Annotated in this window: 25 protein-coding genes, 3 tRNA genes and 1 pseudogene; 18 read left to right on the forward strand and 11 right to left on the reverse strand. The window is 66.0% G+C overall.

Annotation, left to right across the window (positions count from 1 at the left end):
* Positions 1-56 precede the first annotated feature (56 nt).
* The 3 genes from AVZ66_RS01040 to AVZ66_RS01050 are packed head-to-tail and all read left to right on the forward strand — an operon-like array spanning position 57 to position 5,346.
* Positions 57-1,403: an LLM class flavin-dependent oxidoreductase gene (locus AVZ66_RS01040; protein WP_058980938.1), complete on the forward strand. Its 1,347-nt coding sequence runs from the start codon at positions 57-59 to the stop codon at positions 1,401-1,403.
* Between the two features lie 47 nt (positions 1,404-1,450).
* Positions 1,451-4,447 carry an LAGLIDADG family homing endonuclease gene (locus AVZ66_RS17145; RefSeq protein WP_082678738.1) on the forward strand — a complete coding sequence of 999 codons (2,997 nt, stop codon included), beginning with the start codon at positions 1,451-1,453 and terminating at the stop codon, positions 4,445-4,447.
* 59 nt (positions 4,448-4,506) lie between these two features.
* Positions 4,507-5,346 carry an aldo/keto reductase gene (locus AVZ66_RS01050; protein ID WP_058980940.1) on the forward strand — a complete coding sequence of 280 codons (840 nt, stop codon included), beginning with the start codon at positions 4,507-4,509 and terminating at the stop codon, positions 5,344-5,346.
* A 251-nt stretch (positions 5,347-5,597) separates the two neighbouring features.
* Here the strand turns inward: AVZ66_RS01050 and AVZ66_RS01055 are convergent, their stop codons facing one another.
* The 4 genes from AVZ66_RS01055 to AVZ66_RS01070 all read right to left on the reverse strand — a co-directional run bounded on the left by AVZ66_RS01055 (position 5,598) and on the right by AVZ66_RS01070 (position 7,471).
* The gene (locus tag AVZ66_RS01055) at positions 5,598-5,792 is read right to left on the reverse strand and encodes a cold-shock protein (RefSeq protein ID WP_058980942.1); all 195 of its coding nucleotides are present in this window, start codon (positions 5,790-5,792) and stop codon (positions 5,598-5,600) included.
* 97 nt (positions 5,793-5,889) lie between these two features.
* Positions 5,890-6,549, reverse strand: a complete 660-nt coding sequence (locus tag AVZ66_RS01060; RefSeq protein ID WP_058980943.1) for an HAD family hydrolase — start codon at positions 6,547-6,549, stop codon at positions 5,890-5,892.
* 137 nt (positions 6,550-6,686) lie between these two features.
* A complete protein-coding gene (locus AVZ66_RS01065) occupies positions 6,687-7,112 on the reverse strand; it encodes a DoxX family membrane protein (RefSeq protein ID WP_058980945.1) in 426 nt (141 codons plus the stop codon).
* A 285-nt stretch (positions 7,113-7,397) separates the two neighbouring features.
* Positions 7,398-7,471: transfer RNA gene (locus AVZ66_RS01070), tRNA-Phe, on the reverse strand.
* 121 nt (positions 7,472-7,592) lie between these two features.
* Between AVZ66_RS01070 and AVZ66_RS01075 the strand changes: the two genes are divergently transcribed.
* The 5 genes from AVZ66_RS01075 to AVZ66_RS01095 are packed head-to-tail and all read left to right on the forward strand — an operon-like array spanning position 7,593 to position 13,653.
* Positions 7,593-9,227, forward strand: coding sequence for an ABC transporter substrate-binding protein (locus tag AVZ66_RS01075; protein WP_058980946.1), 1,635 nt, complete (start codon positions 7,593-7,595; stop codon positions 9,225-9,227).
* Positions 9,228-9,233: 6 nt separating this feature from the next.
* Positions 9,234-10,238 (forward strand): ABC transporter permease, encoded by a 1,005-nt coding sequence (locus AVZ66_RS01080; RefSeq protein ID WP_058980948.1) that lies wholly within the window; start codon positions 9,234-9,236, stop codon positions 10,236-10,238.
* A gap of 28 nt (positions 10,239-10,266) precedes the next feature.
* On the forward strand, positions 10,267-11,280 hold the full coding sequence (locus AVZ66_RS01085) for an ABC transporter permease (protein ID WP_058984602.1): 1,014 nt from the start codon (positions 10,267-10,269) through the stop codon (positions 11,278-11,280).
* Positions 11,277-12,449, forward strand: coding sequence for an ABC transporter ATP-binding protein (locus tag AVZ66_RS01090; protein ID WP_058980949.1), 1,173 nt, complete (start codon positions 11,277-11,279; stop codon positions 12,447-12,449). Before AVZ66_RS01085 ends, AVZ66_RS01090 begins: the two co-directional genes overlap by 4 nt.
* Complete coding sequence (locus AVZ66_RS01095) at positions 12,442-13,653, forward strand: ABC transporter ATP-binding protein (protein ID WP_058980950.1); 1,212 nt, start codon at positions 12,442-12,444, stop codon at positions 13,651-13,653. The genes AVZ66_RS01090 and AVZ66_RS01095 overlap by 8 nt, the downstream gene beginning before the upstream one ends.
* Positions 13,654-13,914: 261 nt before the next feature.
* On the opposite strand, the gene AVZ66_RS01100 is transcribed toward AVZ66_RS01095, so the two are convergent.
* A tRNA-Val gene (locus AVZ66_RS01100) sits at positions 13,915-13,988 on the reverse strand.
* Positions 13,989-14,070: 82 nt separating this feature from the next.
* On the opposite strand from AVZ66_RS01100, the gene AVZ66_RS01105 reads away from it, so the two are divergent.
* Positions 14,071-14,547, forward strand: coding sequence for a DUF192 domain-containing protein (locus tag AVZ66_RS01105; protein WP_058980951.1), 477 nt, complete (start codon positions 14,071-14,073; stop codon positions 14,545-14,547).
* A 74-nt stretch (positions 14,548-14,621) separates the two neighbouring features.
* A complete protein-coding gene (locus AVZ66_RS01110; RefSeq protein WP_058980953.1) occupies positions 14,622-16,538 on the forward strand; it encodes an ABC transporter ATP-binding protein in 1,917 nt (638 codons plus the stop codon).
* Positions 16,539-16,575: 37 nt separating this feature from the next.
* Here AVZ66_RS01110 and AVZ66_RS01115 read toward each other — a convergent pair whose 3' ends face one another.
* The gene (locus AVZ66_RS01115) at positions 16,576-16,863 is read right to left on the reverse strand and encodes a hypothetical protein (protein WP_058980955.1); all 288 of its coding nucleotides are present in this window, start codon (positions 16,861-16,863) and stop codon (positions 16,576-16,578) included.
* Between the two features lie 101 nt (positions 16,864-16,964).
* Between AVZ66_RS01115 and AVZ66_RS01120 the strand changes: the two genes are divergently transcribed.
* Positions 16,965-17,702, forward strand: coding sequence for a creatininase family protein (locus AVZ66_RS01120; RefSeq protein WP_058980956.1), 738 nt, complete (start codon positions 16,965-16,967; stop codon positions 17,700-17,702).
* A 2-nt stretch (positions 17,703-17,704) separates the two neighbouring features.
* Here the strand turns inward: AVZ66_RS01120 and AVZ66_RS01125 are convergent, their stop codons facing one another.
* Positions 17,705-18,154, reverse strand: a complete 450-nt coding sequence (locus AVZ66_RS01125; RefSeq protein WP_058980958.1) for a DUF5790 family protein — start codon at positions 18,152-18,154, stop codon at positions 17,705-17,707.
* 60 nt (positions 18,155-18,214) lie between these two features.
* Positions 18,215-18,541, reverse strand: a complete 327-nt coding sequence (locus tag AVZ66_RS01130; protein WP_058980960.1) for a dihydroneopterin aldolase family protein — start codon at positions 18,539-18,541, stop codon at positions 18,215-18,217.
* Between the two features lie 117 nt (positions 18,542-18,658).
* On the opposite strand from AVZ66_RS01130, the gene azf reads away from it, so the two are divergent.
* From azf to AVZ66_RS01145, 4 genes and pseudogenes are all read left to right on the forward strand, one after another.
* Entirely contained in the window at positions 18,659-19,426 is a 768-nt protein-coding gene (gene azf / locus AVZ66_RS01135) for an NAD-dependent glucose-6-phosphate dehydrogenase Azf (protein ID WP_058980962.1), read from the forward strand.
* 102 nt (positions 19,427-19,528) lie between these two features.
* Positions 19,529-19,636 (forward strand): annotated as a pseudogene (locus AVZ66_RS16845) (NAD(P)-dependent oxidoreductase); the annotation flags it as partial.
* A gap of 141 nt (positions 19,637-19,777) precedes the next feature.
* Positions 19,778-20,587, forward strand: coding sequence for a M48 family metalloprotease (locus tag AVZ66_RS01140; protein ID WP_082678853.1), 810 nt, complete (start codon positions 19,778-19,780; stop codon positions 20,585-20,587).
* Positions 20,588-20,824, forward strand: coding sequence for a hypothetical protein (locus tag AVZ66_RS01145; RefSeq protein WP_082678739.1), 237 nt, complete (start codon positions 20,588-20,590; stop codon positions 20,822-20,824).
* On the opposite strand, the gene AVZ66_RS01150 is transcribed toward AVZ66_RS01145, so the two are convergent.
* From AVZ66_RS01150 to AVZ66_RS01160, 3 genes are all read right to left on the reverse strand, one after another.
* Positions 20,821-21,432 carry a DUF309 domain-containing protein gene (locus AVZ66_RS01150; RefSeq protein ID WP_058980966.1) on the reverse strand — a complete coding sequence of 204 codons (612 nt, stop codon included), beginning with the start codon at positions 21,430-21,432 and terminating at the stop codon, positions 20,821-20,823. The two genes, AVZ66_RS01145 and AVZ66_RS01150, sit on opposite strands and share 4 nt — an antisense overlap.
* Before the next feature lie 45 nt (positions 21,433-21,477).
* Entirely contained in the window at positions 21,478-22,233 is a 756-nt protein-coding gene (locus tag AVZ66_RS01155; RefSeq protein WP_058980967.1) for a PHP domain-containing protein, read from the reverse strand.
* A 597-nt stretch (positions 22,234-22,830) separates the two neighbouring features.
* A tRNA-Arg gene (locus AVZ66_RS01160) sits at positions 22,831-22,903 on the reverse strand.
* A 184-nt stretch (positions 22,904-23,087) separates the two neighbouring features.
* Between AVZ66_RS01160 and AVZ66_RS01165 the strand changes: the two genes are divergently transcribed.
* The 3 genes from AVZ66_RS01165 to AVZ66_RS01170 all read left to right on the forward strand — a co-directional run bounded on the left by AVZ66_RS01165 (position 23,088) and on the right by AVZ66_RS01170 (position 26,084).
* The gene (locus AVZ66_RS01165) at positions 23,088-24,497 is read left to right on the forward strand and encodes a single-stranded DNA binding protein (protein WP_058980969.1); all 1,410 of its coding nucleotides are present in this window, start codon (positions 23,088-23,090) and stop codon (positions 24,495-24,497) included.
* 20 nt (positions 24,498-24,517) lie between these two features.
* Positions 24,518-24,712 carry a hypothetical protein gene (locus AVZ66_RS16085; protein ID WP_157575567.1) on the forward strand — a complete coding sequence of 65 codons (195 nt, stop codon included), beginning with the start codon at positions 24,518-24,520 and terminating at the stop codon, positions 24,710-24,712.
* A gap of 115 nt (positions 24,713-24,827) precedes the next feature.
* Positions 24,828-26,084, forward strand: a complete 1,257-nt coding sequence (locus tag AVZ66_RS01170; RefSeq protein ID WP_058980971.1) for an RNA-guided endonuclease TnpB family protein — start codon at positions 24,828-24,830, stop codon at positions 26,082-26,084.
* Positions 26,085-26,106 lie beyond the last annotated feature (22 nt).

Raw genomic sequence — 26,106 nt, forward strand, 5'->3', positions numbered from 1 at the left:
CTACGCGAGCGTCGTGACCGGCCGAGTTAAACGCGACATTCCCCTACGCGGGTGTAATGACCGACCGGATGCGGCTGAACCTCTTCACGATGAACTCCGTGGAGCACGTCTCCGTGGGGTCGTGGCAACTCCCCGGCGACCAGTCCCACCGCTACAGCGACCGCGAGTACTGGACCGACATCGCGCGCATCGCCGAGCGCGGCGGCTTCGACGCCGTCTTCTTCGCGGACGTCCGCGGCATCTACGACGTCTACGACGACTCCCGAGAGCCCGCCGTCGAGAAGGCCGTCCAGACGCCGTCGAACGACCCCGCGTACGTCGTGCCCGCAATGGCCGAAGTCACGGACGACCTCGGATTCGCGGTCACGAAGTCGACGTCGTACAACCACCCCTACCAGCTCGCCCGCGAGTTCTCCACGCTCGACCACGTCACGGACGGCCGCGTCGCGTTCAACATCGTCACCTCCTACCTCGAATCCGCTGCGGACAACCTCGGCTACGACGACCGGATGGACCACGACGAGCGCTACGACCGCGCCGACGAGTTCATGGACGTCCTCTACGCGCTCTGGGAGGACTCGTGGGACGACGACGCGGTCGTCCGCGACAGCGAGCGCGGCGTCTACACCGACCCCGAGAGCGTCTCGGCAATTGACCACGAGGGCGAGCACTTCGACGTTCCCGGCCCGCATGGCGCCGAGCCGTCCCCGCAGCGCACGCCTGTCCTCTACCAAGCCGGGTCCTCGGACCGCGGCCGCGAGTTCGCCGCCGAGCACGCCGAAGCCGTCTTCGTCAGCCAGCCATCCGAGGCGGCCGTCGAGGACTACATTACGGACCTCCGCGAGCGCGCGGCCTCTCACGGCCGCGACCCCGACAGCCTCGCGTTCTTCCCCGGTATCGTCCCAATCGTCGGCGAGACCGAAGCCGTCGCGGAGGCCAAGTACGACGCGTACACGGACGCCATCGACACCGAGGGCGTGCTCGCGTTGCTCTCCGGGTTCGTGGACATGGACCTCTCCGAACTCGACCCCAACCAGCACCTCGAACACATCGAGACGGAGGCGATTCAGGGCGTCGTGAACGCGTTCACGTCGAACGACGACCGCGACTGGACGGTCCGCGAGGTCGCGGAGTTCGCGGGACTGGGCACCACCTCGCCGGTCGTGGTGGGGACGCCCGAGCAGGTCGCCGACGAGTTCCAGCACTACTTCGAGGACGTGGGCGTCGACGGCTTCAACGTCAAGGAGGTCGCGCGCCCGGACAGCCTCCGGGACTTCGTCGACCTCGTCGTCCCCGAACTCCGCGAGCGCGGACTGCTCCGCGACGAGTACGAAGGTGAGACGCTGCGCGAGACGACGTTCGGCCGTCGCGGCCTCCCCGACGGCCACCCCGGCAGTCGGTAGGCCAGCGAGGACAACGGTTTTCTCCCCGGCTCGTGTGGCTCAGCCTAATGGCAGATTCCGGCGAGGACGACGTGCAGCGGATTCACGTGGGGGAGACCGCGGACGGTGAGCCGTTGGAATTTCCCACGGTAGAGGTGTTAACGGGGCGCGCGTTCATCACCGGGAAAAGCGGGTCCGGAAAGAGTATCCTTGGAGGGACGCCGGTTCATACTGAGAACGGGCGGAAGCCAATCGAAGACGTATCCGAGGGCGAACAAGTGCTTTCGCTCAACAAGCACACCTACGAACAGGAGTTCCAGCCCGTTCAAGCTGTTATTGAACACGAAGCCGACGACCTGTTGCAAATCACCCTTGAGGATGGTACTGAAATCATCGGAACCGAGGACCACAGCTTTCTCACCATTGACGACCTCGAAATCGTTCCGGTACAGGGAAGCGATGTCGAGGAGGGGACCTGGTTTCCGCTTGCCCGAGAGTTACCGAGTGCGGAGGACGTAACGGACGTCGATCTCGCGGAGTATGTCCCCGAAACGGCCAATCTCACAATTCGGGACGATGAAATTCAGAGCGGTCCGAGAACGGACGACCGGTATTTGGACCTAGATCTCGAGACCGGGAAAGTGCTCGGCCTGTATCTCGCTGAAGGGTCGTTCGACGCGCGTGACACGTTACAGATTTCCAATATCGATGACGGTGTTCGGTCGTTCCTCGACGGTCAGGGATTCAACGTCTACGAGCGGACCTGCAACAAGGGGTTCAAGCCGTTCGCGAAGTTCCTACAGTCCGAATTCGGTGTGGGTGCTGGCGGAAAGTCACTGCCAGTTTGGGCCTTCGATACACCCGCGGCATTCCGCAAGGGCGTGATTTCTGGATACTTTGACGGCGACGGTACGATTAACGACGAAAGCGCGTCTGTAATGTCGAAATCTCCCGAGTTGCTCGACGGGATGAAAGAGCTCCTTCGACAGTTCGGCATCTCAACGACGTTGCGGGACAAACTCACGATGTACAATGGGGAGAAGCGACAGTACAAACGGCTGACCGTCGATTCCTTCAGCCTCGCAACGTTCGCGGAGGTCGTTGACCTCGAGATGGTCCAGAAGGCCGAGCAACTCGAAACCGCTACAGCTGGCATCGCCGATGGCGGGACGTACAATTCAAAAGACATGATTCCGGGGTTCGGCCCCGTACTGAATGTTGCTGCGCGAGAGCAGGGGTGGACGCTCCGAGACAGTGATAACCGAGTCTCGGGAGCATCGGTCCATAACCTCACAAGACAACAGAAGGCGGGACGGCAGACGTTCAATCAACTCGTCGACGACCTCGACATCGAGGGTCGGACTGCGGCTCTCGGCCAGTCTGATATCCAGTGGAAGCGCGTCGTCGACGTTAGTCCTGTCTCCGGAACTCGAACCGTCTACGACCTCGACGTCGCGCTCAACGACAACTTCGTCGCGAACGGTGTCTTCGTTCACAACTCGAACTCCACGAGCGTCGTCGTCGAGGAACTCCTCGAAGCCGGCTACCCCGTACTCATCGTGGACACGGACGGCGAGTACTACGGGCTCAAAGAGGAGTACGAGCTCCTACACGCGGGCGCCGACGAGGAGTGCGACATCCAGGTGAGCGTCGAGCACGCCGAGAAGCTCGCGCATCTCGCCTTAGAGGAGAACGTCCCCATCATTCTGGACGTCTCCGGCTACCTCGACGACGAGGAGGCCGACGAACTTCTGCGGGAGACGGTCCGGCACCTCTTCGCCAAGGAGAAGAAACTGAAGAAGCCGTTCCTGCTCGTCGTCGAGGAGTGCCACGAGTACATCCCGGAGGGCGGCGGCGTCGGTGAGACGGGCAACCTCCTCATCAAGGTAGGCAAGCGCGGGCGCAAGCACGGCCTCGGCGTCGTCGGCATCAGCCAGCGCCCCGCCGACGTGAAGAAGGACTTCATCACGCAGGCGAACTGGCTGGTGTGGCACCGGCTCACGTGGGAGAACGACACGAAGGTCGTGGGCCGCATCGTCGGCAGCGAGTACGCCGACGACGTCGTTGACTTGGGGGACGGCGAGGCGTTCATCCAGACGGACTGGAGCGACGAGATGGTGCGCCGCGTGCAGTTCAAGCGCAAGCGCACGTTCGACGCGGGCGCCACCCCGGGCCTCGACGACTTCGAGCGCCCCGACCTGAAGTCCGTCAGCGGGTCGCTGATGGAGGACCTCGGCGACATCACCGACCGCAAGGAACAGGAGCAGAACCGCGTCGCGGAACTGGAGTCGAAACTGGAGAACCGCGAGCAGCGCATCGCCGAACTGGAGTCCGAACTGGAGACCGCTCGGGACGTCTCGGCGGCCGCCCGGAAGATGGCGAACGCGCTCGCGCACGGCGACGGCTCCCCGCCGGACGGCTACCAGTCGACGCTCCAGACGAAGAACGAACACATCGACCAGTTGGCCGAGCGCGTCGCCGAACTCGAAGCGAAAGTCGAGGACGACGCCGGCGCTACCGACGACAGCACCAGCGATACTGCCGAGGCCGCGACCAGCGACGACGCCCCCGATGCGACGCTTGACACGACGGTTGGCAGTGATGTTGACGACGATTCGCGGGACGCGCTCGTGGACGCGGTCCAAGACCGGCTACGGCGCCGCGGTGAACGCAGCCAACTCCAAGACGGGAGCGAGAATGAGAGTGCGACACCCGACGAATCCACGGCGTCGCCGACCGAGACGGTCGTCGACCTCCTGCAGGCGCCGCCCGTCGTCACGCGTGTGAACGCCGCGCGCCGCGACTCGAAGTGCAACGACGAGGCCGCCTGGCAGGTCGTCTCCGAACTCGCGACCAACCCCGGCGCGAGCGCCCACGACCTTGCGGCGGCCGCGGGCATCGATGTCGAACCCGTACACACGCTGCTGCGCGAACTCCGCACCCACGACCTCGTCGCTCGCGACGACCGCACGTACGCGTTCAACGTCGACCAGATGCGAACGCTCGTCGAACACGACGACCCCTCGAAGCCGCGCACGGAACTGCGCGACCAGTGGGAGCCCTGACTCCGGCGGGCGAATCCGTTTCACCAACACCTAAGCGACCGGACGTTACACGCTGGGGTATGGCAACGGAGAACGACAGCGACACCTTCGACATCGGCGGCGAACTGACTGTCCACCGGCTCGGCTTCGGCGCGATGCGCGTCACCGGCCCGGACGTCATCGGGTCGCCCGACGACGAAGCCAACGCCCGCGACGTGCTCCAGCACGCCGTCGACCTCGGCGTCGACTTCGTCGACACCGCCGACTCCTACGGCCCCGGCGTCAGCGAGCGCTTCATCCGCGAATCCGGCATCGCCGACGACGCCGTCGTCGCCACCAAGGCCGGCCTCCTGCGGAACGCGACCGGCGACTGGATTCCCCACGGCGACCCAGACTACATCAAGAATCAGGCGCTGGCGTCCATCGACCGCCTCGGCGTCGACTCCATCGACCTCTACCAGTACCACCGCCCCGACCCCGACACGGACTTCGAGGACGCCGTCCACGCGTTCGCGGAACTCAAAGACGACGGACTCGTCGACCACGTCGGCCTCAGCAACGTCTCCGTCGACCAACTGGAGACCGCCCGCGAGGTCGTCGATGTCGCCACCGTCCAGAACGCGTACAACGTCGTCGACCGCGAGTACGAGGACGTCCTCGAAGCCTGCGAGGACTACGACATCGGCTTCATTCCGTACTTCCCGATGGGCGGTGGCGACCTCGGCGAGCAACGCAGTGGCCTTGAAGCCGTCGCCGACGACCACGACGCCACCGTCCGGCAGGTCGCGCTCGCGTGGCTGCTCGACCACTCGCCGGTGACGCTCCCGATTCCCGGGACGTCCAGCCTCGACCACCTCGAATCGAACGTCGCGGCGAGCCACCTCGACCTCACGGACGAGGACCGCGCGCGACTCGAATAGGCCCGGCCGCTCACCGATACCGCGCGATTGCCGCGGCAGCGAGCACGAGTGCGCCGGTCACGAACGTGCCGGGAATCGGGAGGACGAACAGGAACGCGCCGACCACGAACGCGATTGTGGACGTTCGCACGCCTCACTAGTCGGACTGCTCACTGGTACACGTGGCGGCCGACGCCGTCGCTACGTAGTTCGTGAATAGTCGAAAAACGATTCGTCCTGTCCAGCGTCAGCGACGCTGGGCTATCACCGAATTACAGCCGAGTGAGGTTCGTCGCGCGGGGGCCTTTGTCGGCCTCCTCGATGTCGAACTCGACTTCCTGACCTTCCTCGAGGTCCGGGCCGCCGATGTCTTCCATGTGGAAGAACACGTCCTCGTCCGCGTCGTCCGTCTCGATGAAACCGTAGCCGCCAGTGTCGTTGAAGAAGTCAACCGTACCTTCTGCCATTGCGACCGTAGAGAGGCGCTGCTACATCATAATTGTTGTGGGTGTCGTCGACGGACGACGCACCCGCTCTCCGCCGTCGAGAGCAGCGCTGCGGGCGTTAGAGCTCGCAGATGTCGTGGAGGTCGTCGAGGCCGTCGATCTCCCACGTCGGCCACACGTTCAACTCCCAGTCGCGGCGGTGGGGCCGCCGGATGAACGCCGAGTCGATGCCCGCGTTCTCCGCGGCGCGCACGTCGGACTCGTTGTCCCCCACGAACAGCGCCGAATCCGCGTCCAAGTCCGCGAGCGCCTGGTCGATGTAGTGGGAGTTGGGCTTGCGCCGCCGCAGACTCTCCACGGTCGGCTCGCGGCCGTACGCCGCGCCGAACAGGTCGTCGACGCCGAAGTGCTCCAGCACGAAGTCGACGGTCGCCTGCTGGTTCGAACTCACGATACCCATCGAGACATCCAAGTCGTGGAGTTCGTGGAGGTCGTCGTAGAGGGTCTTGCGGCCCTCCCGGACTTCCTCGTACTGTGCTTCCGCAGCGGTCTGGTCCCGCGTCGGCCAGAACTCTGCCGGCTTGAGGCCGTAGCGGCTACAGACGTCGCTGACGGTCTTCGGCGTCGCGCCGATGGTCATCTCCTCGATATCGTCGGGGTCGGGGTCGGTGACGCCGAACTGCTCGAACGTGTCCTCGGTCGCCGCCTGCAGCACGTCGTACCGCGTGCGGCCGACGAGGACGCCGTCGTTGTCGAACACGACGGTGTCGTAGGTCATACCTCCTCTTTGGGGCGACACACAGATAAACGTTTCAGCGCTGGGATTGCGCGCTCGCCCGGAAAATCGCCGGTGTAGCGCCTATCCTTGGACGACTGTCCGGGTCTCGGTCCCCGAGCGTCCCGCCGACCGCCCGCTCACACCCCTGACTCGGCGTCGGGCTTCGAGTGCCACCACGCCCACAGCACCAGCACGCCCTGCAGCGGAAGCCGCACCCACGCCGCCACGCGCGCCACGCGCTCCATCCCCTCGGGCACTAGCTCGTCGGCCACGTTGTCGGTCGCCATGTAGACGTTCGCCGGGAAGACCGCCACGAGCAGCGCCACGATTCCCCACGCCGACAGCCGCCGCGTCCGCTCGAACAACACGCCCACGCCGAACACGACCTCCGCGACCCCCGACACGTAGACGAGCGCCCGCGGCCGCGGCAGCGACGGCGGCACCACGCGCTCGAAGGCCGCTGGCGTCCTGAAGTGTAGGACGCCAGCGACCACGTAGATCGTCCCCATCACGTACCGCAGCGGCCGCTCGAACAGAGCCAGCGTCCGTCGGAGACTGCTCATGGGTCTCGCGACGACGACCAGCCACATAGTGTTGTCCCGGACGCTGCTGGCTCACCGAGGACGGCACCCTATCGGCAGACGACGAACCTACTTCGCGCGAAAGCAGGTGTCGGCGTCGTTTCTGCGGCTCCTCGCTGTCGCTCGGAGTCTTAGAATATGCCGCCTCCCCGATTTGAACAGCGGAAGACATTCCTGCTCGCTACGCTTCGCGGGCTGTGACTTCCGTGCTCGAATCGTGTCGGCGCCCTTGCTGTGGCTGCTCACTTCGTTCGCAGCCACAGAATATGCCGCCTCCCCGATTTGAACGGGGGACAGCTCGATCTTCAGTCGAGTGCTCTCCCAGTCTGAGCTAAGGCGGCGCGTACCCGAACGGAAGTGCACGACCGAAAAAAGGATTTCGAATCGTTCGCCGGACAGTTCCGCCCTCGGCGTTCCGGAGCCGTATACTATTTCCGTCTGTATTCGTGACTTCCCCGTATCATGACAGACAGTAGCAACCAACCGACGGCGTCTCGCCGGAAGTTCCTCACCGCTGCGGGAAGTACTGCGGTGACCGCACTCGTCGCCGGCTGCTCGTCGAACAGCGACTCGAACTCCACGGAAGCAGCGACGGGGACGAGCCCGGAAGCGACGACGAGCGAACAGACGGAGTCAGGGCCGCCCGAGGAGTTCCAGGTCACGATTACGCAGGGGACGATGCCGACGACTCTCGACCCCCACGACCACCGGGACATCCCCACCGACATCACGATGCTCCAGAGCTACGAGGGGCTGTTGAGTCGGACCGCCGAGGGGGAGATTACGGCGATGCTGGCGACCGACTGGGAGCGCGTCGAAGCGGGCCACGTCCGGTTCTCCATCCGGGAGGGGCCGACGTTCCACAAGACCGGCAACGAGGTGACGCCCGAGGACGTCGCGTACACCATCAACCGCATCGTCGACGATAGCGTCGGGTTCACGAGCCCGCAGTCCGGCCAACTCGCGGGCGTCACCGGCGCGGAGGTCGCCGACGACGGTCGCGCGGTCGACGTCTACTCGGACGGCTTCAACCCCATCGTGTTCTCGGAGTTCGCCATCTACTGCGACGTCGTCGAGAAGGCGTGGGTGAAAGACCACGAGAAGTCCTACGTCGCCCAGAACATGAACGGCACCGGGCCGTTCGAGCAGACCGAGTACGCACAGAACCAGTCCGTCGAGTTCGAGCGCTACGACGACTACTGGCGGGAGCCGGCCGACGTCAGCCACCTCACCATCGAGAGCGCGTCGGACTCCGGCGTCCGCGTCAACCAACTGGTCGCCGGCGAGACCGACCTCGTCGTCAACGTCCCGCCGGAGTCGTTCTCCCGCGTGGAGGACTCCGAAGCGTCCGTCGAGGCGGTCGGCAGCACCCGCGTCATCTACAACGCGATGAAGGCGACCGTCGAGCCGTTCTCCTCGCCGAAGTTCCGGCGGGCGATGAACTACGCAATCGACCTCGAAGCCATCATCGACAGCGCGCTCCAGGGCGCCGGCGGACAGACGGGCCAGCCGACGCTGGAGCCGTTCTTCGGGTACAACGACGAGGCCGACCCGTACCCCCACGACCCCGACGAGGCCGAACGGCTCGTCGAGGAGAGCGGCCACGCCGGTGTCTCCATCGAACTCCACACGCCCGTCGGCCGCTACCTGAAGGACCTTCAAATCGCGCGCCTCGTCGCGAACATGATCGACGAACTCCCCAACGTCTCCTGTGAGGTCAACCAGCGGACGTTCTCGACGCTCGCGGGCGAACTCACGGACTCAGACATCACTACGGGCCCGGACTTCTACCTCATCGGGTGGGGGAACGCCACCTTCGACGCGAGCCAGACAATCAACCCGACGCTGACCAGCGACGGGTCGCTGACGTCGTGGAAGAACGACGAACTCGACCAGCTCATCGAGGACGCGAACAGCACGACCGACACCGACGAACGCGAGCAGCTGCTCCGGGAAGCCAACCAGCTGTGCCACGACGAGGCACCGTGGATCTTCCTGAACCGCCAGTACAGCGTCTACGGCACTTCGGACCGTATCGAGTGGGCGGCAAGGAACGACGAGCGAATCGACGCGTACGCTATCAGTCCCGCACAGTGACCGCCAATGGGGTACGCACGGTTCCTCGCGAAGCGCGGCCTGCAGGGCGTGTTCGTCGTCTGGGCGGTCGTCACCGTGGTGTTCGCGCTCCGGTATATCACGCCCGGCAGCCCGGTCGCGTTCATCGCGCCGCTGGACGCCGGCCCGGAGCTTCGGCAGGCTATCGCGGAGTCCTACGGGCTGAACCAGCCGCTGTACGTCCAGTACGGCCAGTACCTCTGGGACCTCGCCCGCCTCGACATGGGGCAGTCGTACGCCCGGGGAACCAGCGTCTCCGCGGAGGTCTTCGCGGCGCTGCCGGTGAGCCTCGAACTGGCGGTCGCATCGACGGTCGTCGCGATTATCATCTCCATCCCGCTGGGCGTCGTGAGCGCCGTGAACCACCGGCAGCCGTCGGACTACGTGGCGACGTCGCTGTCGCTGGTCGGCATCTCCACGCCGAACTTCTGGCTCGGCGTGATGCTCGTGCTGTTGTTGTCCGTTCAGTTCAACGTCTTCCCGACGAGCGGGCTCGCGGAAATCGACGGGCAGACCGTCATGTTCGTCGACGCCCTCCGGCACCTCCTGCAGGGAGAGACCCGGTGGATGGTGGAGTGGCTCGCGCACATCACGCTCCCCGCGGTCACGCTCGGGACGTACTTCACCGCGCTCGTGACGCGGCTCACGCGCTCGGGGATGCTCGAGGAACTCGGGGAGAGCTACGTCACTGCGCTGCGCGCGAAAGGACTGCCGGAGGCGCTCGTCCGCTACCGGCACGTGCTGAAGAACACGCTCATCCCCGTCATCACCGTGCTCGGACTCCAACTCGGCACACTCGTCGGCGGCGCGGTCATCACGGAACGCGTCTTCGACCTGCCGGGGCTGGGGAGCCTGCTCATCGACGCCATCAACCAACAGCAGTGGATGATACTCCAAGGCTGTCTCATCGTCGTCAGCGCGGGGTTCGTCATCGTGAACACGACTGTCGACGCGCTGTACGCGTACGTCAGCCCGGAGGTGTCCGCGGAGTGACCGCGACCGCGCTCGCGGGGTGGTCGCCGTGATGTCGCCGCGCACGTGGCGGAACCTCAAGCGCGAGTTCCGCCGGAGCGCGCTCGCGAAGGTCGGCGTCGTGCTGTTCGGCGTCGTCGTGCTCGTGGCGGTGTTCGCGCCGCTCATCGCCCCCCACAATCCGACCGCCCAGCACCTCGAGTTGGAGTTCCTGCCGCCGCTGGGGTTCAGCGCGACGCGCACGGTGTCGACGACCCAGATGATCAACGGCTCCGTCGAGACCGTCCAGAACACGACGTACGTCTCGGCGTCGCCGGCGTACCCGCTCGGCACGAACGGACTCGGACAGGACGTCCTCTCGCGGGTCATCTACGGCGCGCGAACGTCGCTGCTCGTCGGGCTGCTGGGCGTGCTCGTCGCTGCGACTATCGGCGTGCCGGTCGGCCTCGTCGCGGGGTTCTACGGCGGCAACGTCGACGACGCGCTGATGCGCGCGGCGGACGTGATGCTGGCGTTCCCGTCGCTCGTGCTCGCGGTGTCACTCGTCGGCCTGTTCGGCACCGCGACCATCCAAGTGCCCGACCCGTGGGTGGCGCTCGGCCTCGCACCGAACATGCCCGCGACGTTCACAATTCCGGGGACGGTCGTGCTCGTCGTCGGCCTCGTGAACTGGGTGTGGCTCGCGCGCATCGCCCGCGGCGAAGCCCTCACCGTCTCCGAGGAGGAGTACGTGAAGGCCGCGCGGAGCATCGGCGCGAGCGACGTCCACCTCCTCCGCAAACACGTCTTCCCGAACGCGCTCACGCCGATTCTCGTGCTGGCGACGACGCAAGTCGCCGCAATCATCCTCCTGGAGAGTTCGCTGTCCTTCCTCGGGTTCTCGGGGACGACGCTCTCGTGGGGGTTCAACATCCAGAACGGGCAGAGCTTCCTCGCGCAAGCGTGGTGGGTGGCGACGTTCTCCGGCATCGGCATCGTGCTCGCCGTGATGAGCGTGAACTTCCTCGGCGACTGGTTCCGTGACGCCCTCGACCCCGGTGTCGAGGGGGAGGGTGGCGTGTGACCGACGAACTCCTCCGCGTCCGGAACCTCTCGACGCGCTTCTTCACCGAGGAGGGGCAAGTGAACGCCGTCGAGGACGTCTCCTTCACCGTCCACGACGGCGAAGTGTTCGGCGTCGTCGGGGAGTCCGGCTCCGGGAAGAGCGTCACCGCGCTCTCGCTGTTGGACCTCGTCGACTCCCCGGGCCGCATCACGGACGGTGAAATCTGGTACCGGAACCCCGACCTCGCCGACCAGTACAGCGGCGAGTTCGTCGACGGCGACTTCGTCGACGTCGTTCGTTTGCCCGAGCGCGCGCGGCGCGCGCTCCGCGGGCCGTCGTTCTCGATGATATTCCAGGACCCGATGACGAGCATGGACCCGTCGGTGACCGTCGGCGAGCAGATCGCGGAAGCCGTCGAGGTCCAGCGCCGCGCGAGCGCGAACCCGCGGTCGACGCGCTCCCGGACACAGGGCTACGGCCTCGGGTCGCTCCTCCTCGACTCCGTCGTCCCCACCCGGAACTACGTCTCCGAGGAGTCGTGGGACCGCGCTATCTCCCTGCTCGAAGACGTCGGCATCCCGGACGCCGCGGACCGCGCCCGCGAGTACCCCCACGAGTTCTCCGGGGGGATGCTCCAGCGCGCGATGGTCGCGCAAGCGCTCGCCGGCGAGCCCGACCTCTTGGTCGCCGACGAGCCGACGACGGCGCTGGACGTGACCATCCAAGCCCAGATTCTGGACCTCCTCCGGGACATTCAGGACGAGCGCGACACGAGCATCGTCCTCATCACGCACAACCTCGGCGTCATCGCGCGCATGGCCGACCGCATCGGCGTGATGTACGCCGGCGAACTCGTCGAACGCGGGACGCTCGCGGACATCTTCGACGGCCACGTCCACCCGTACACGCGCGGACTCGTCGAGAGCATCCCCGACCTCGACGACCCCGACGACCGCCTCGACCCCATCGAGGGCAGCGTCCCGAGCCTCCTCGACAGCGAGATGGACGACCGCTGTTACTTCGCGGACCGCTGCCCGAAGGCCATGGAGGAGTGCTTGGAGAAACCGCCGGAGTTCGACGCCGGCGACGACCACGCCGCGAAGTGCTACCTCGCGGACCGCGAGTACGACGAGTCACGCGCGCTCGCGGACGGCCACTTCGACGAGGAGGTGACCAGCAGTGAGTGACCCGCTACTGGAAGTCGAGGACCTCCAGAAGTACTACTACGAGCAGGACTCCCTCCTCGACACCGTGCTCCGCCGGGACCCGACCGCGGTCCGCGCGGTCGACGGCGTGAGCTTCGACGTCAACGAGGGCGAGACGCTCGGGCTGGTCGGCGAGTCCGGCTGCGGGAAGTCGACGACGGGCGAGACGGTGCTCCGACTGCGCGAGCCCACTGGTGGAACCGTCACCTTCGACGGCGACGACGTCAGCGACCTCTCCGGGGACGACCTGACCGCGTTCCGGAAGCGCGCCGGCATCGTCTTCCAGGACCCCTACGGCAGCCTCGACCCCCGGATGACCGCGGGCGAAATCGTCCGCGAACCCCTCGACATCCACGACGTCGGCACGCAGACGGACCGCGAGGAGCGCGTCCGCGAACTCCTCGAACGCGTCGGCCTCTCCGCCGACCAGTTCGACCGCTACCCCCACGAGTTCTCCGGCGGCCAACAGCAGCGCGTCGGCATCGCTCGCGCGCTCGCGCTCGAACCGGACTTCCTCGTACTCGACGAACCCGTCTCCGCGCTGGACGTGAGCGTGCAGGCCCAGATTCTGAACCTCCTCGACGACCTCCAGGAGGAGTTCGGCCTCACCTACCTCCTCATCGCCCACGACCTCTCGGTCGTCCGGCACATCTGCGACCGCGTCGCCGTGATGTATCTCGGCGAACTCGTCGAGACGGGCCGCGTCGACGACATCTTCGAGCGCCCCCAGCACCCGTACACGAAGGCGCTCCTCGACAGCGTTCCGCGCCCCGAGACCGCGGAAGCCGACCGTGAGATTCGCACGCTCTCCGGGGACGTCCCCTCGCCCCGAGACCCGCCCTCGGGATGTCGCTTCCGTACGCGCTGCCCCGCCGTGATTCCGCCCGACGACCTCGACGTCGACCAGGAAGCGTTCCGCGCTATCATGGACATCCGCGACCGCCTCGACCGCGGCGACCTCGACGCCGCGGACGTCGCGGCCGCCGACGAGTGGCGCGAGTACGTCCCCGAGGACGTCCCTAGCGAGGCCGCCGACGCACTCAGTGACGCGTTCGCGTCGCTCGCGGACGGCGACGAAGCCGACGCCCGCGACCGCCTCCGCGAGACGTTCGAGACTGTCTGCGAGCGCGACAACCCCGCGCTCGGCGACGGCGAACGCGGGGCCGCCTGCCACCTCGTCGACTGACCCGCCGCAGAAAGTGAGTGGGTTCGGGCGGATTGTGAACCGAAGGAAGACGTGCTCGCTCACTGCGTTCGCTGCGCGCGACTTCCAGCGTTCAAATCCTTCCTCACGCATTCATACACGCGGCGCTCGCAACGGAGCGCCCCGAGAAGTGCATGGGTTCGGGCGGATTTGAACCGAAGCCACTTCGCTTCGCTCGTGGCAGGGTTCAAATCGCCCTCCCTCATCGATTTCCTCCTCACCTACGTTCGTCGCAAAATCGAGTGGGTTCGGGCGGATTTGAACCACCGACCTCGGCCTTGTAAAGGCCGCGTCATGACCAACTAGACCACGAACCCGCGTTTCGAGGGAGTCGTGCCGCGGCCTAAACGGTTTCCTTTCGGCGGAACGTCCAAACCGTGGGCGGTCGTAGCCGTCGGTATGCTCGGGCGCACGCTCGCGGTCGTCTGTCTGCTCGTCGTCGCCGGCTGCGCGGGACTCCCCGGTGCGTCGACGCCGGCTGCCACGACCGACGCGGGGAACGGAACGCAGGTGTTCGTCGAGAGCGCGGACGGCGACTCGCTCGGGAACGTCACCGTTGAGGTTTCCGACACCTGGCAAGAGCGAAGAACGGGGTTGAGCGAGCACGAGTCCCTCGGCGCGAACGAGGGGATGTTGTTCGTCTACGGCGAGGAGAGCCACCACACGTACGTGATGCGGTCGATGGCCTTCCCCATCGACATCGTCTACATCGGGGCGAACGGCCGCATCACGTCGATTCACCACGCCGAAGTCGAGGCCGACAACGATGACCTCACCGGCTACAGCGGCGTCGGGAAGTGGGTGCTGGAGGTGCCGTACGACTGGACGACCGAACACGGCGTCGAGGTCGGCGACCGAATCCGCATCGAGCGGTAGGGACGCCGCGAGAACCGGCGTGTTTCGAATCGTAGGGAAGTGCTTTTGTCGAGCCGTCACTTCTGCCAACGAGAATGAGTACAGCGACAGAAGACGACGACCCCTTCGAGGAACAACGCGAGGAGGTCGACAACGCGATGTACCGCCTGTTCGACGAGTACGGGCGGGACAACTGGCTGGCCGCGCTGGTCGGCGTGGTCGCCAGCATCTTCGCTCGCGTGCTCGACCTCATCCCGGCTATCATGCTGGGGTACGCCGTCGACGCGTTGACGCAGGGGCGGACGTTCCTCCCGTTCCTCCCGGCATCGCTGCGGCCCGCGACGAGAACCGAAGAGCTCTACGCCGCGGTCGCGATAATCGCGGGCGCGTTCCTCGTCGGCGCGGTCTTCCACTGGTTCCGCAACTGGGGATGGAACTCCTTCTCCCAGCACATCCAGCACGCGGTCCGCACGGACACCTACAACAAGATGCAGCGCCTGAACATGGACTTCTTCGCCACGAAGCAGACCGGCGAGATGATGTCCATCCTGTCGAACGACGTCAACCGCCTCGAGCGGTTCCTCAACGACGGGATGAACTCCGTGTTCCGGCTCTCCGTGATGGTCGTCGCCATCGGCGTCGTCCTGTTCACGTACAACTGGCAGCTCGCGCTCATCACGATGCTGCCGGTCCCGCTCATCGCGTGGTTCACGTACCGGTTCGTGAAGTCGATTCAGCCGAAGTACGCCGACGTGCGCTCGTCGGTCGGCCACCTCAACTCCCGGCTGGAGAACAACCTCGGCGGGATTCAGGTCATCAAGACGTCGAACACGGAGTCCTACGAGTCCGAGCGCGTCGAGGGCGTCTCGCAGGAGTACTTCGACGCGAACTGGGGCGCCATCACCATCCGCATCAAGTTCTTCCCGGCGCTGCGCATCATCTCCGGCACCGGCTTCGTGTTGACGTTCCTCGCGGGCGGCTACTGGGTGCTGGTCGGCCCGCCGCCGCTGATGTCCGGGTCGCTGTCCGCGGGTGAGTTCGTCGTGTTCATCCAGCTCAGCCAGCAGTTCGTCTGGCCGATGGCGCAGTTCGGGCAGATCATCAACATGTACCAGCGCGCTCGCGCGTCCAGCGAGCGCATCTTCGGGCTGATGGACGAACCGGCGCGCATCGAGGAGAACCCCGAGGCGCGCGAACTCGACGTCGACGACGGCGAAGTCGTCTACGACGACGTGGCGTTCGGCTACGACGACGAGGCCATCGTCGAGGACGTCGACTTCGAAGTCGAGGGCGGGAACACGCTCGCGCTCGTCGGGCCGACGGGCGCCGGGAAGTCTACGGTTCTCAAACTCCTGTTGCGGATGTACGACGTCGACGAGGGCGAAATCCGTATCGACGGACAGGACATCTCGGACGTGACGCTGCCGAGTCTCCGCCGGCACATCGGCTACGTGAGCCAGGACACGTTCCTGTTCTACGGCACCGTCATGGAGAACATCCAGTACGGCACGTTCGACGCCGAGCGCGAGGAAGTCGTCGAGGCCGCGAAGGCCGCGGAAGCCCACGAATTCATCACGAACCTCCCGGAGGGATACGACACGAAGGTCGGCGAGCGCGGCGTGAAACTCTCCGGCGGGCAGCGCCAGCGCATCGACATCGCGCGGGCCATCCTCAAAGACCCCGAGATTCTCGTCCTCGACGAGGCCACCTCGGACGTCGACACGGAGACGGAGATGCTGATTCAGCGCAGCCTCGACCGGCTCACCGAGGACCGCACGACGTTCTCCATCGCGCACCGCCTCTCGACCATCAAGGACGCCGACAAAATCGTCGTCCTCGAAGGCGGCCGCATCGTCGAGCGCGGCACCCACGACGAACTGCTCGCGGAGGACGGCCTCTACGCGAACCTCTGGGGCGTGCAGGCGGGCGAAATCGACGAACTCCCGGACGAGTTCATCGAGCGCGCGGCCGAGCGCACCGCCGATGTCGACGTCGACGAGTCCGAGGACTGACGCGACACCGACTCGACCGCCCCGCTGGTCGTTCTTCTCAGAAGCTCTCGCCGCCGCCTTCCCCGGCGGACGCGCCGCGGTCCGTGTAGTCCCGTCGTCCGACGGCTTCGCCGCCGACGCCGCCCTCGATGGTCGCGAGGAGGTCGGCGTGGCTCTCGAAGCCGTCGCCGCCGACGCGTGCGAGCACGTCCGCGACGGACTCCTCGCCGCCCGGCAGGTCGAGATCGTAGTCACCGTACTCCTCGACGACGGCTTCCCGGTCGAGCGGGTACGATTCGTCCCGTAGTTCGGCTTCCAGTTCGTCGAGAGTGACCGTCGTTCCCATATTTGTTCGTGTGGGCGGCCGCCGTCAAGCCCGTTGTGGCGGCTGTCGTCTCGCTCGCCGGAGGGGCAGACTACAAACCCGGGGCGTGCGTTGGGCCGCGTATGCGACTCGCGGACGCGACTTGGACGGACGCCGACGGCCTCGACACGAATCTCGCGCTCCTCCCGGTCGGCAGCACCGAACAGCACGGCCCGCACGCGCCCCTCGGGACGGACCACGTGACCGCCGAGACGGTCGCGGAGACGGCGGCGTCGAACTACGACGACGAGGTGGTGGTCGCGCCGCCGCTGACCGTCGGCGTCTCCGAGGAACACCGCCAGTTCACGGGGACGCTCTGGGTCTCCCCGGAGACGTTCCGCGCGAACGTTCGCGAAGTGACCGAGAGCCTCGCGAGCCACGGCTGGGACCGCGTCGTCGTCGTGAACGGTCACGGTGGCAACGTCCCCGCGCTCGGCGAGGTCTGCCAGCGCGTCACCCGTGGTGGCGACGCGTACGCGGTGCCGTTCACGTGGTTCGACGCGGTCGGCGACCACGGCGACGACATGGGTCACGCCGGCCCGCTCGAAACCGCGTTCCTCCGGCACGCTCACCCGACGCTCGTGCGCGAGGACCGGCTGGACGACGCCCGTGATGGCGCCAGCGACCACTGGGGGGACTGGCAGTCACACGCGAACCTCGCCGTCGACAGCGCCGAGTTCACCGAGAACGGCGTCGTCGGCGACCCAACTGACGGCGACGCCGAGCGCGGGGAGGAACTGCTGTCGCTGGCTGCGGACGCGCTCTGCGATCTGCTGGACGCGGTCGGGGACCGCGACCCGACCCGGCCGCCGCACAAGTAGCGCTACTCTTCGGCTTCCTCGTCGCTCTCCTCCTCGTCCGCATCTTCGCCGCCGTCGCTGCCCTCGTGTGCGTCTTCGAGTGCGGAGCGCAGCGCCGGCACCGTGGACGCGAGTTCGCCGACCTGCTCGCGCGCGGTCTCGATGTCGTCGAGGACGTCCTCGACGGCGCTGATTTCGGCGTCGAGTTCGTCGGCGTCCTCGAAGGCGTCCGCGCGCTCGCCCACGACGAACGCCTTCTTCGCGTCTCGGAGGTGGGATTCGACATCCTCGGCGTCGAGCGCCGACCGGAGCGCGTTCAGCACGCCGAGCGTGTTGTCCGCTTCGACCTCCCAGACGTCGTCGGCCTCGGGCAGTTCCGCGCGAGCGGCGTCGAGGTGTTCCTCCACGTCCGCGCGCATCTCCTCGGCGGCCTCGCCGAACAGTTCGTCGTCGTCCAGGGATGACTGACTCATGTCCCGTGATTCGCCCGCATCCGGTTTAAAAGCACGCCTCGTGGTGGACGTGAACGCGGCTCACTCGACGCTCTCGAGCTCCATCAGCGGGTAGCCGTCCTGCATCGCCATCTCCGCGACGACCTCGCGGCCCTCGTAGTCGACGACGATTTCGACTTCCATGTACTCGCCCGTCAACTCCGTGTAGCCGTGGTCCGTGTCCAGTTTCTCCGTGAGGACATCAACTCTCACAGACTCGCAGAACGGCTGGTTCTCGATGGACTCCTCGATAGCGGCTTCGAGGCTGGTCGCGCTCTCGGGGCTCACCGGCGTCCCCGCGAACTGGTGGTAGAGCGCGCCGAACTTGATGCCCGCCTCGAAACACGCCTGCTGGGCGTCGGTTGCCATACCGGGTCGTCGGCCGGCCGCGGCTAATCGTTGTCGCCTCGGTGCTGTCGGCGCTGCGAGGGCTCGGACGGGCGAACCGCATCTTTCATTTCGGTGGTCGCCGAGACTCTCAATCGAATGGACGAGCCGGTTCTCCTCACGGGTGCCGCGGGGCGCGTCGGGCAGGCAATCCTCGACGGCATCGGCGACGACTACGACTGGCGGCTGTTCGACCGCGAACCCCCCACCGGGGACACCGACCACGAGGTCGTCGTCGGGGACGTCACCGACGAGGACGCCGTCCGCGAAGCCGTCGCTGGCGTCGGCGCCGTCGTCCACCTCGCGGGCGACCCGCGTCCCGAAGCGCCGTGGGAGAGCGTCCTCCGGAACAACATCGACGGGGCGCAGACCATTCTCGAAACCGCCGTCGAGGAGGACGTCGAGAAGTTCGTGTTCGCGTCCTCGAACCACGCCGTCGGCCACTACGAGACCGACCGCAAGCCCGACCTCTACCGCGCGGACGACGACTTCCGCCTCGACGGCGAGGAACTCCCGCGCCCCAGCAACCTCTACGGCGTCTCGAAGGCCGCCGGTGAGACGCTCGGCCGGTACTACCACGACGAACACGACCTCTCGTTCGTCGCCGTCCGCATCGGCAACCTCACCGAGGGTCACCCGCCCATCGACTACGAGCGCGGGCAAGCGATGTGGCTCTCCCACCGCGACTGCGCGCACCTCTTCGACTGCTGTCTGTCCGCCGACTACGACTACGAAATCGTCTACGGCATCTCGGACAACGACCGGAAGTACTACAGCCTGGAGCCCGCCCGCGAGGTCTTGGGTTACGACCCGCAGGACAACTCTGCGGAGTGGGACGGCGACGAACGGGTCACCGACGCGGAGTAGTTCGGCTTTTTCTCCTCGACCGGCTACGAAATCGTCTACGGCATCCTCGCGAGCGGAGCGAGCGAGGGCTCGACAGGCGAGCGAAGCGAGCCTGTCGGTGTCTCGGACAACGACCGGAAGTACTACAGCCTGGAGCCCGCCCGCGAAGTGCTGGGCTACGACCCGCGGGACAACTCCGCGGAGTGGGACGGCGACGAGCAGGTCGCCTGACCCGCGCCGACAGCGACTTGTGACGAGGATACGACCGTAACCGCCGGAAAGCAGCCGATTCGGCGCGTGACACGTTGAGATGGATTTATACGTGTGAGTGAACAAATCTCCCGTATGCGACACATCGGCCTCAAAGTACGGATGGCCATCGTCGGCGCCATCCTCTTCGCGTTCTACTCGGTGGCAGTGGCCGCCGCGTGGTTCTTCTTCGGTCAATCCACTACCATCCTCGGTATCGCCATCGTCGGCAGCATCCTCCTCGTCGGCGTCCAGTACAAGATCGGGAAGTGGGCGGCGCTCAGGAGCGTCGGCGCGGAGGACATGTCCGAACAGGAGTACCCACAGATTCACCAGTTCGTGGACAAGGTCTGCCGCGAGCGGAATCTGAAGAAGCCGACCCTGAAGGTCGCGAGCATGGGCGTCCCGAACGCGTTCGCGGTCGGCCGCCGCGGCGACGGCACCGTCGTCGTCTCCCGTGAACTCATCCAGCTGCTCGACCGCGACGAACTCGAAGGCGTCATCGCCCACGAACTCGCGCACATCGACAACCGCGACGTCGTCATGATGGTCGTCGGGCAGGGCATCGCCTCCGTCGTCGGTATCGTCGCCCAGTACATCGTGCTGTTCACGGGCGACAACGACCTCGCGGACTTCTTCCTTGCCATCGTCGTCGGCAACCTCGTGCAGTTCTTCGTGATGCTGTTCGTGCTCGCCATCAGCCGCTACCGAGAGTACGTCGCCGACGCCGACGCCAAACGCACCATCAACGGCGGCGACCCGCTCGCCCGCGCCCTCGAGAAGATTCAGCAGGGCAACCAGCGCTCGCAGGACTCGAAAATCGACGAGAACGTGAACGCGCTGTGCATCTTCGGCGAGGACCGCGGCCTCCTCCAGAAACTCGTCTCCACGCACCCGCCGACGGAGAAGCGCATCCAGCGACTCCGCTCGTAGATGGCCGGGATTCGCGACCTCCTCGCGGTCGTGCTCGGCGTTCTGCTCGGCGCCGCGATGATTCTCGCGCCGCGAGCGGCGCTCCGTCTCTCCGTATTCATGGGGCCGAACCGCCGCCGCCGCGGCGACTACGGTACTGACGAAGCCATCCCCGACTGGTGGGCGTGGCTGGTGCGCGCGCTCGGCGTCGTGTGTCTCGCCGTCGCCGGCGTCGTCGCGTACCAGACGTACGCCTAATCGAACAGTCCCGCGACGTCGTCTTCTCTGCGCTGTCGCCGCTGGACGTGCTGTCGCAGCCGCGTCGCCACGAGCGCGCGCTGCTCGGTCTCGGTGACGAAGTCACAGAGCAACACCCCGAACTCGTTCAGTTCGCCGTCAGCCAGTCCCTCGCGGGCGTACTCCGCGCCCTTCTCGACGAACGCCTCGTCGTACCCGAGGTCCTCGGCGAGCGCGACTGCGGCCTCCACGCCCGCCGGCGCATCCAGGTCGTCGAGCGAGAGCGCGCTCCCCTCGTAGGTCAGCGACGGCGGCCTCGTGCGCTCGACGCGCTCCGGGTCGCTCCCGAGCGCGTCCACGTACGCCCGCACTGCGGCGACGTTCACGCCGCGGTAGTCTGCGGGCAGGTCGGCGAGGTACTCGCTTGCGCTCTCGCAGAGGCCGACTGCGCCAGTCCAGTTCCGGTCGCGGGCGTGGTGGACCGCCGCCGATAACTGGATGAGACCGTGGAGCAGTCGCTCGTCATCTCCGTCGTCGAGCGCCAGCCACTCGTCCTCCCACGCGTCGTGGGCGGCGTGGTAGTGGCCGGCGTTGTAGACCGCGATTCCCGCGCGAAGCGCCGCGTCCATACGCCCGCTTCGCCCGCGACGCGCAAACGCGTTTCGTCCCCGCACTCAGGCGTTGTTCATCGACGCCGGCCACGGGCTGACGTACGGCAACCGCGCCGTCAAGAGGTACGCGCTCTTCCGCACCGCGCCCTTCGCGTACTGGCGCGTGCTCCGGTGAATCGGCGTCCGCTTCCCGCGGATGTCCGTCTCGCCCTCGCGAAGCGCCGCCAGCACGGTCTCGGTCGGAATCTCGCTGGGCGGCGTCTCCGGGTCGACCTCCGGCAGCGCGACCTCCGTGTACGCCCGCCCGACGTTCCGAATCGAGTGCGCGTCGCTCGCGCCGAACCGCGGGTAGTCGTGGCGCTGCGCGAACGTCCGCGCGCGCCGATTCCGGTACCCCGTGAACACCATCGAGTTGTACACCTCGATGCCGTCGCACTCCCCGAGATTCCGGCGCCGAACCCCGTGACGGCTCCGCTGGAACGGATGCGGGACGACAGCCACCCCGCCCTGTTCGCGGATTCCCTGCACTGTCGCCTCGAACGACTGCCCGCGCTCCGGGCACTCCTCGACACCGATAGCCAGCACGTGCCCCGCCGCCGTCGACACCTCCACGCCCGGAATCCCGACCAGCCCGTACTCGGGCGCCAACTCCGCCGCGCGCAGCGACTCCTCGATTTCGTCGTGGTCCGTTATCACGACGCCGTCGAGTTCGATGTCGCTGGCGTGTTCGAGGATGAGCTCCACGGGCTCGTTCCCGTCGTACGAGCCCTCCGAGTGGACGTGCGGGTCGATTGCCAGCACCGGCCGGTCCTCGCTCATTACGTTCCCTTACTCGGTCCACTGCTAAGAACTTCGTGCCCGATTACCCCCACGCCGGTGACTTCGCAGTCGCTCGCAGCCGTGACGTCCAGAGAACTTGCGTCCGGACGGAGTCCGCGCGAGCGACGTGAGGCGCGAAGCGCCTCAGGATGTGCGAACGGTGAGCGAAGCGAACCGTGAGCAGCGAGCGCGGGCCCGTTGGACGTGACGAACGTAGTGAGGAACGTCTCGACGGCGACTTGAACTCGGAGAGACGGTCGCTCCCTGCGGTCGCGCTGCGACTCACGGGTTCAAATCTCCTAACGGTAACTACGGACCTGCACGACGCGAGAGCCACAGAGGTCTCTCGTGGTCGTGGCAACGGTAGAAGTTACGTCCGGACGGAGTCCGCGTGAACGAAGTGAACGCGGGCACGTCCGGGCGTTTTGAGCGAGCGCTAGCGAGTGAAAAACGCCCGGACGGAGATTTGAACGTCGTGAGACGGTCGCCTCACTCCGTTCGGCGCTGCGACTCACGGGTTCAAATCTCCTGACGTTATCACGGCGTCACGCCGTGAGCGACACGAGCGTCGCTCACGGGCGTAGTGTGAAGAGAGAACGTCCGGACGGAGATTTGAACTCCGGTCCCTGGCTCCGCAAGCCAAGAGGATAGTCCACTACCCTACCCGGACTCATTCTGTCGTAGCCCGGACTGACGTAAAGCGGTTACGATTCGGGGTGCCGGAACCGGGCCGTAGATTCAAACCCGAGGGCGCGCCACTCCCCTGCGTGCCACTGACAAATGGCGGACGGAGACGGCGTAATTCGGCAAGGACAACGCTTATGCGCGACTCGCGTCTGGAGTGAACTACGATTATGGGCGACGACATCGAGGACGTCTACGGGGACCTCGACACCGACGTGTCCCTCGAGGAGTTCCGGGACGCCGTCGAGTCGAAGGTCGAACAGATGGGTGGACTGGCCGACGAGGAGACGGCCGCTATGCTCATCGCCCACGAGCTCGAAGACGGCGAGGTCAACGGCGTCACGGACGTCGAACCGGAGATGGACGAGGTGAAGTTCATCGCGAAGGTGACCAGCATCGGCGACGTGCGCACGTTCGAGCGCGAGGACGACGACAACCCAGAAGGGCGCGTGGTGAACGTCGACGTCGCCGACGAGACTGGCAGTGTCCGGCTGTCGCTGTGGGACGAGCAGGCCGAGGGCGCGAAAGACGAACTCGAAGTCGGGGACGTGCTTCGCGTGAAGGGCCGGCCGAAGGACGGCTACAACGGCATCGAGGTCAGCGCCGACCAAATCGAGGTGGACAACGAGGAGGACGTCGACGTGCAGGTCCAAGACGAGTACCGCGTCGAAGACCTCTCGCTTGGCATCTCGGACGTGAATCTCACGGGCGAAGTGCTGGGCACCGAGGACGTGCGGACGTTCGACCGCGACGACGGCAGCGAGGGGAAGGTGTCGAATCTCGTGCTCGGCGACGAGACGGGGCGCGTGCGTATCACGCTCTGGGACGACCGAGCCGAGACCGCGACCGAACTCTCGCAGGGCGAGGTCGTCGAGGTCGTTGACGGTTACGTCCGCGAGCGCGACGGCAGTCTCGAACTCCACGTCGGCGACCGCGGCGCGGTCGAACCCGTCGACGCGGACGTCGCCTTCGTGCCGGACACCACGTCCATCGAGAACCTCGAACTCGAAGACGTAGCCGACATTTCGGGCGTCATTCGTTCCGCGGACCCCAAGCGCACGTTCGACCGCGACGACGGCAGCGAGGGACAAGTCCGGAACGTCCGCGTGCAGGACGACACGGGCGACATCCGCGTGGCGCTGTGGGGCGACAAGGCCGACCTCGACATCGGACCGGGCGACGAAGTCGCGTTCGTCGACGTCGAGGTTCAAGACGGCTGGCAGGACGACATCGAGGCGTCCGCCGGCTGGCAGTCCTCGGTCATTCCGCTCGCGGACGGCGCGACCACCGGCGACGACGGCGACGACTCGGATAGCGGTCCCACTGGCCTGTCGGCGTTCGAGGACGGCAACGACGCCGAACCCACTGCCGACACGGACGCCGACGACTCCTCGGAAGACGAGGACGGCGAGGAAGTCGAGTTCACCGGTGTCGTCGTACAGGCCCAGAATCCCGTGATTCTGGACGACGGTGAGGAAACCATGAGCGTGGAGACCGACGCGGACGTCACGCTCGGCCAGGAAGTGACCGTTCGGGGACTGCTCCAAGACGGTCGCCTCCGCGCCGAAGAACTACACTAGTCCCACTCGGCGTCGTCCGGGTGGTTGTCCGCGTTCGTCGCCTCGCGGGCTTCCTGATGGCGCTCCTCGTCCTCGTGTTCGATCTCCTCCGTGAGCTGTTCCTCCCGGTACTCCTCGTCGGCTTCCCGGCGTTCCTCGACGGCCTCCTCGGCTTCCGCCTCGTTGGCGTCGACCTCTTGGTCGGCGACCGCTTCGGCGTTCGACTGAAGCGGTAGCGCGGAGTCCCCTTCCTCAAGGAGCGACCGTAGGGAGCGAGTAGGGAGGGGAGGAGCGCGTTCGTATCTGTCACAAACACCGCTCTATAAGTAGCCACCCATTTACATTGAATACGTGGCAGACGACTACGTGCGTCGGACGGCAATCACCCGCCTCTCGGTAGATGGCGAGCAACGCGAGTTGCTTGAGGAAACTATCTCTGAGTGGAAGCGTGGTTGCCAGATTGCCACCGACATGGCGTGGGGCAAGTGCAACGCCAAGAGCGACGTACAACCCTTGGCCTACGACACCGTGCGCGAGGAAACCGACCTCGGGAGTCAACACGCGATTCTCGCCACTCACCAAGCCGCACAAGCCATCACTGGCTGTACCGAACGCCGCTCGAACGGCAAAACGGTCAGCAAACCCACGTTCACCGCACCCACGGTGAAGTACGATACCCGGACCATGACGCTGTTTGACGACGAAACGGTGTCGCTCTCCACCACAGAGAGCCGCGTCCGATGTGACCTTGCTTTACCTGACGCCGACGATGGCTACCAACGGCAGTACCTCGACTCTGAGGAGTGGAGCGTCACGGAAAGCACGCTCACTGCCCGTGATGGCAACTACTTCTTGCACATCGGCTTCCGCCGTCACAAGACCGATACCGAGCGCAACACCGCCGAGGACGGAACGGTCCTCGGGGTTGACCTCGGTATCGAAAACCTCGCCGTCACCAGCACCGCCACCTTTGTCAGCGGACGAGAATTAACTCACGACCTCCGCGAGTTTGAGAAGGTACGTGCTGGACTCCAACAGACCGGCACGCGAAGCGCCCACCGAACGCTCGAACAGTCGAGTGGCCGTGAACTTCGCTACGTCCGCGACGTACTCCACCGAGCGTCGAATGTCATCGTAGATGAAGCACTTCGATACGACTGTGACGTGATCGCATTCGAAGACCTGACCCACATTCGCGACCACACGGGTGCGTCGTGGGGGCACAAGTGGGCGTTCCGAACGCTCTACGAACAGGTAGAATACAAAGCCGAAGCGGTCGGCGTCTCAGTGAAGCAAGTCGAGTCGGCGTACACGTCGAAACGGTGCGCCAAGTGTGGATTCACGGCTGACGAAAATCGCCCGAATAGAAGCGATTTCTACTGTCAGAAGTGCGAGTCGGAAGCGAGCGCAGACTACAACGCGGCGAAGAACATCGGATTGCGGTATGTCCGTCGGGGCCAACAGTCGTCTCGGCGGACGGGCAACAGTCAGCTTGCCCTGAAGTCTGGAACGGTGACGCCGAGTGGCGGATTTACCGCCTACCCGGACGGGTTCGAGGCCGAGTTCATGGACAAGCCCCACCCTCAACGAGCGAACCCCTCAGGGTGAGCGAAGTAGGGTGGGGTCGTTG

It is taken from the genome of Halobacterium sp. CBA1132, assembly GCF_001485535.1.
Taxonomy (GTDB): Archaea; Halobacteriota; Halobacteria; order Halobacteriales; family Halobacteriaceae; genus Halobacterium.

Bases quoted from the DNA above. Each gene is read 5' to 3' on its own strand.
- AVZ66_RS01040 (WP_058980938.1), top strand. From the start codon at position 57: ATGACCGACCGGATGCGGCTGAACCTCTTCACGATGAACTCCGTGGAG.
- AVZ66_RS17145 (WP_082678738.1), top strand. From the start codon at position 1,451: ATGGCAGATTCCGGCGAGGACGACGTGCAGCGGATTCACGTGGGGGAG.
- AVZ66_RS01050 (WP_058980940.1), top strand. From the start codon at position 4,507: ATGGCAACGGAGAACGACAGCGACACCTTCGACATCGGCGGCGAACTG.
- AVZ66_RS01055 (WP_058980942.1), bottom strand. From the start codon at position 5,792: ATGGCAGAAGGTACGGTTGACTTCTTCAACGACACTGGCGGCTACGGT.
- AVZ66_RS01060 (WP_058980943.1), bottom strand. From the start codon at position 6,549: ATGACCTACGACACCGTCGTGTTCGACAACGACGGCGTCCTCGTCGGC.
- AVZ66_RS01065 (WP_058980945.1), bottom strand. From the start codon at position 7,112: ATGAGCAGTCTCCGACGGACGCTGGCTCTGTTCGAGCGGCCGCTGCGG.
- AVZ66_RS01075 (WP_058980946.1), top strand. From the start codon at position 7,593: ATGACAGACAGTAGCAACCAACCGACGGCGTCTCGCCGGAAGTTCCTC.
- AVZ66_RS01080 (WP_058980948.1), top strand. From the start codon at position 9,234: ATGGGGTACGCACGGTTCCTCGCGAAGCGCGGCCTGCAGGGCGTGTTC.
- AVZ66_RS01105 (WP_058980951.1), top strand. From the start codon at position 14,071: ATGCTCGGGCGCACGCTCGCGGTCGTCTGTCTGCTCGTCGTCGCCGGC.
- AVZ66_RS01110 (WP_058980953.1), top strand. From the start codon at position 14,622: ATGAGTACAGCGACAGAAGACGACGACCCCTTCGAGGAACAACGCGAG.
- AVZ66_RS01115 (WP_058980955.1), bottom strand. From the start codon at position 16,863: ATGGGAACGACGGTCACTCTCGACGAACTGGAAGCCGAACTACGGGAC.
- AVZ66_RS01120 (WP_058980956.1), top strand. From the start codon at position 16,965: ATGCGACTCGCGGACGCGACTTGGACGGACGCCGACGGCCTCGACACG.
- AVZ66_RS01125 (WP_058980958.1), bottom strand. From the start codon at position 18,154: ATGAGTCAGTCATCCCTGGACGACGACGAACTGTTCGGCGAGGCCGCC.
- AVZ66_RS01130 (WP_058980960.1), bottom strand. From the start codon at position 18,541: ATGGCAACCGACGCCCAGCAGGCGTGTTTCGAGGCGGGCATCAAGTTC.
- azf (WP_058980962.1), top strand. From the start codon at position 18,659: ATGGACGAGCCGGTTCTCCTCACGGGTGCCGCGGGGCGCGTCGGGCAG.
- AVZ66_RS01140 (WP_082678853.1), top strand. From the start codon at position 19,778: ATGGCCATCGTCGGCGCCATCCTCTTCGCGTTCTACTCGGTGGCAGTG.
- AVZ66_RS01145 (WP_082678739.1), top strand. From the start codon at position 20,588: ATGGCCGGGATTCGCGACCTCCTCGCGGTCGTGCTCGGCGTTCTGCTC.
- AVZ66_RS01150 (WP_058980966.1), bottom strand. From the start codon at position 21,432: ATGGACGCGGCGCTTCGCGCGGGAATCGCGGTCTACAACGCCGGCCAC.
- AVZ66_RS01155 (WP_058980967.1), bottom strand. From the start codon at position 22,233: ATGAGCGAGGACCGGCCGGTGCTGGCAATCGACCCGCACGTCCACTCG.
- AVZ66_RS01165 (WP_058980969.1), top strand. From the start codon at position 23,088: ATGGGCGACGACATCGAGGACGTCTACGGGGACCTCGACACCGACGTG.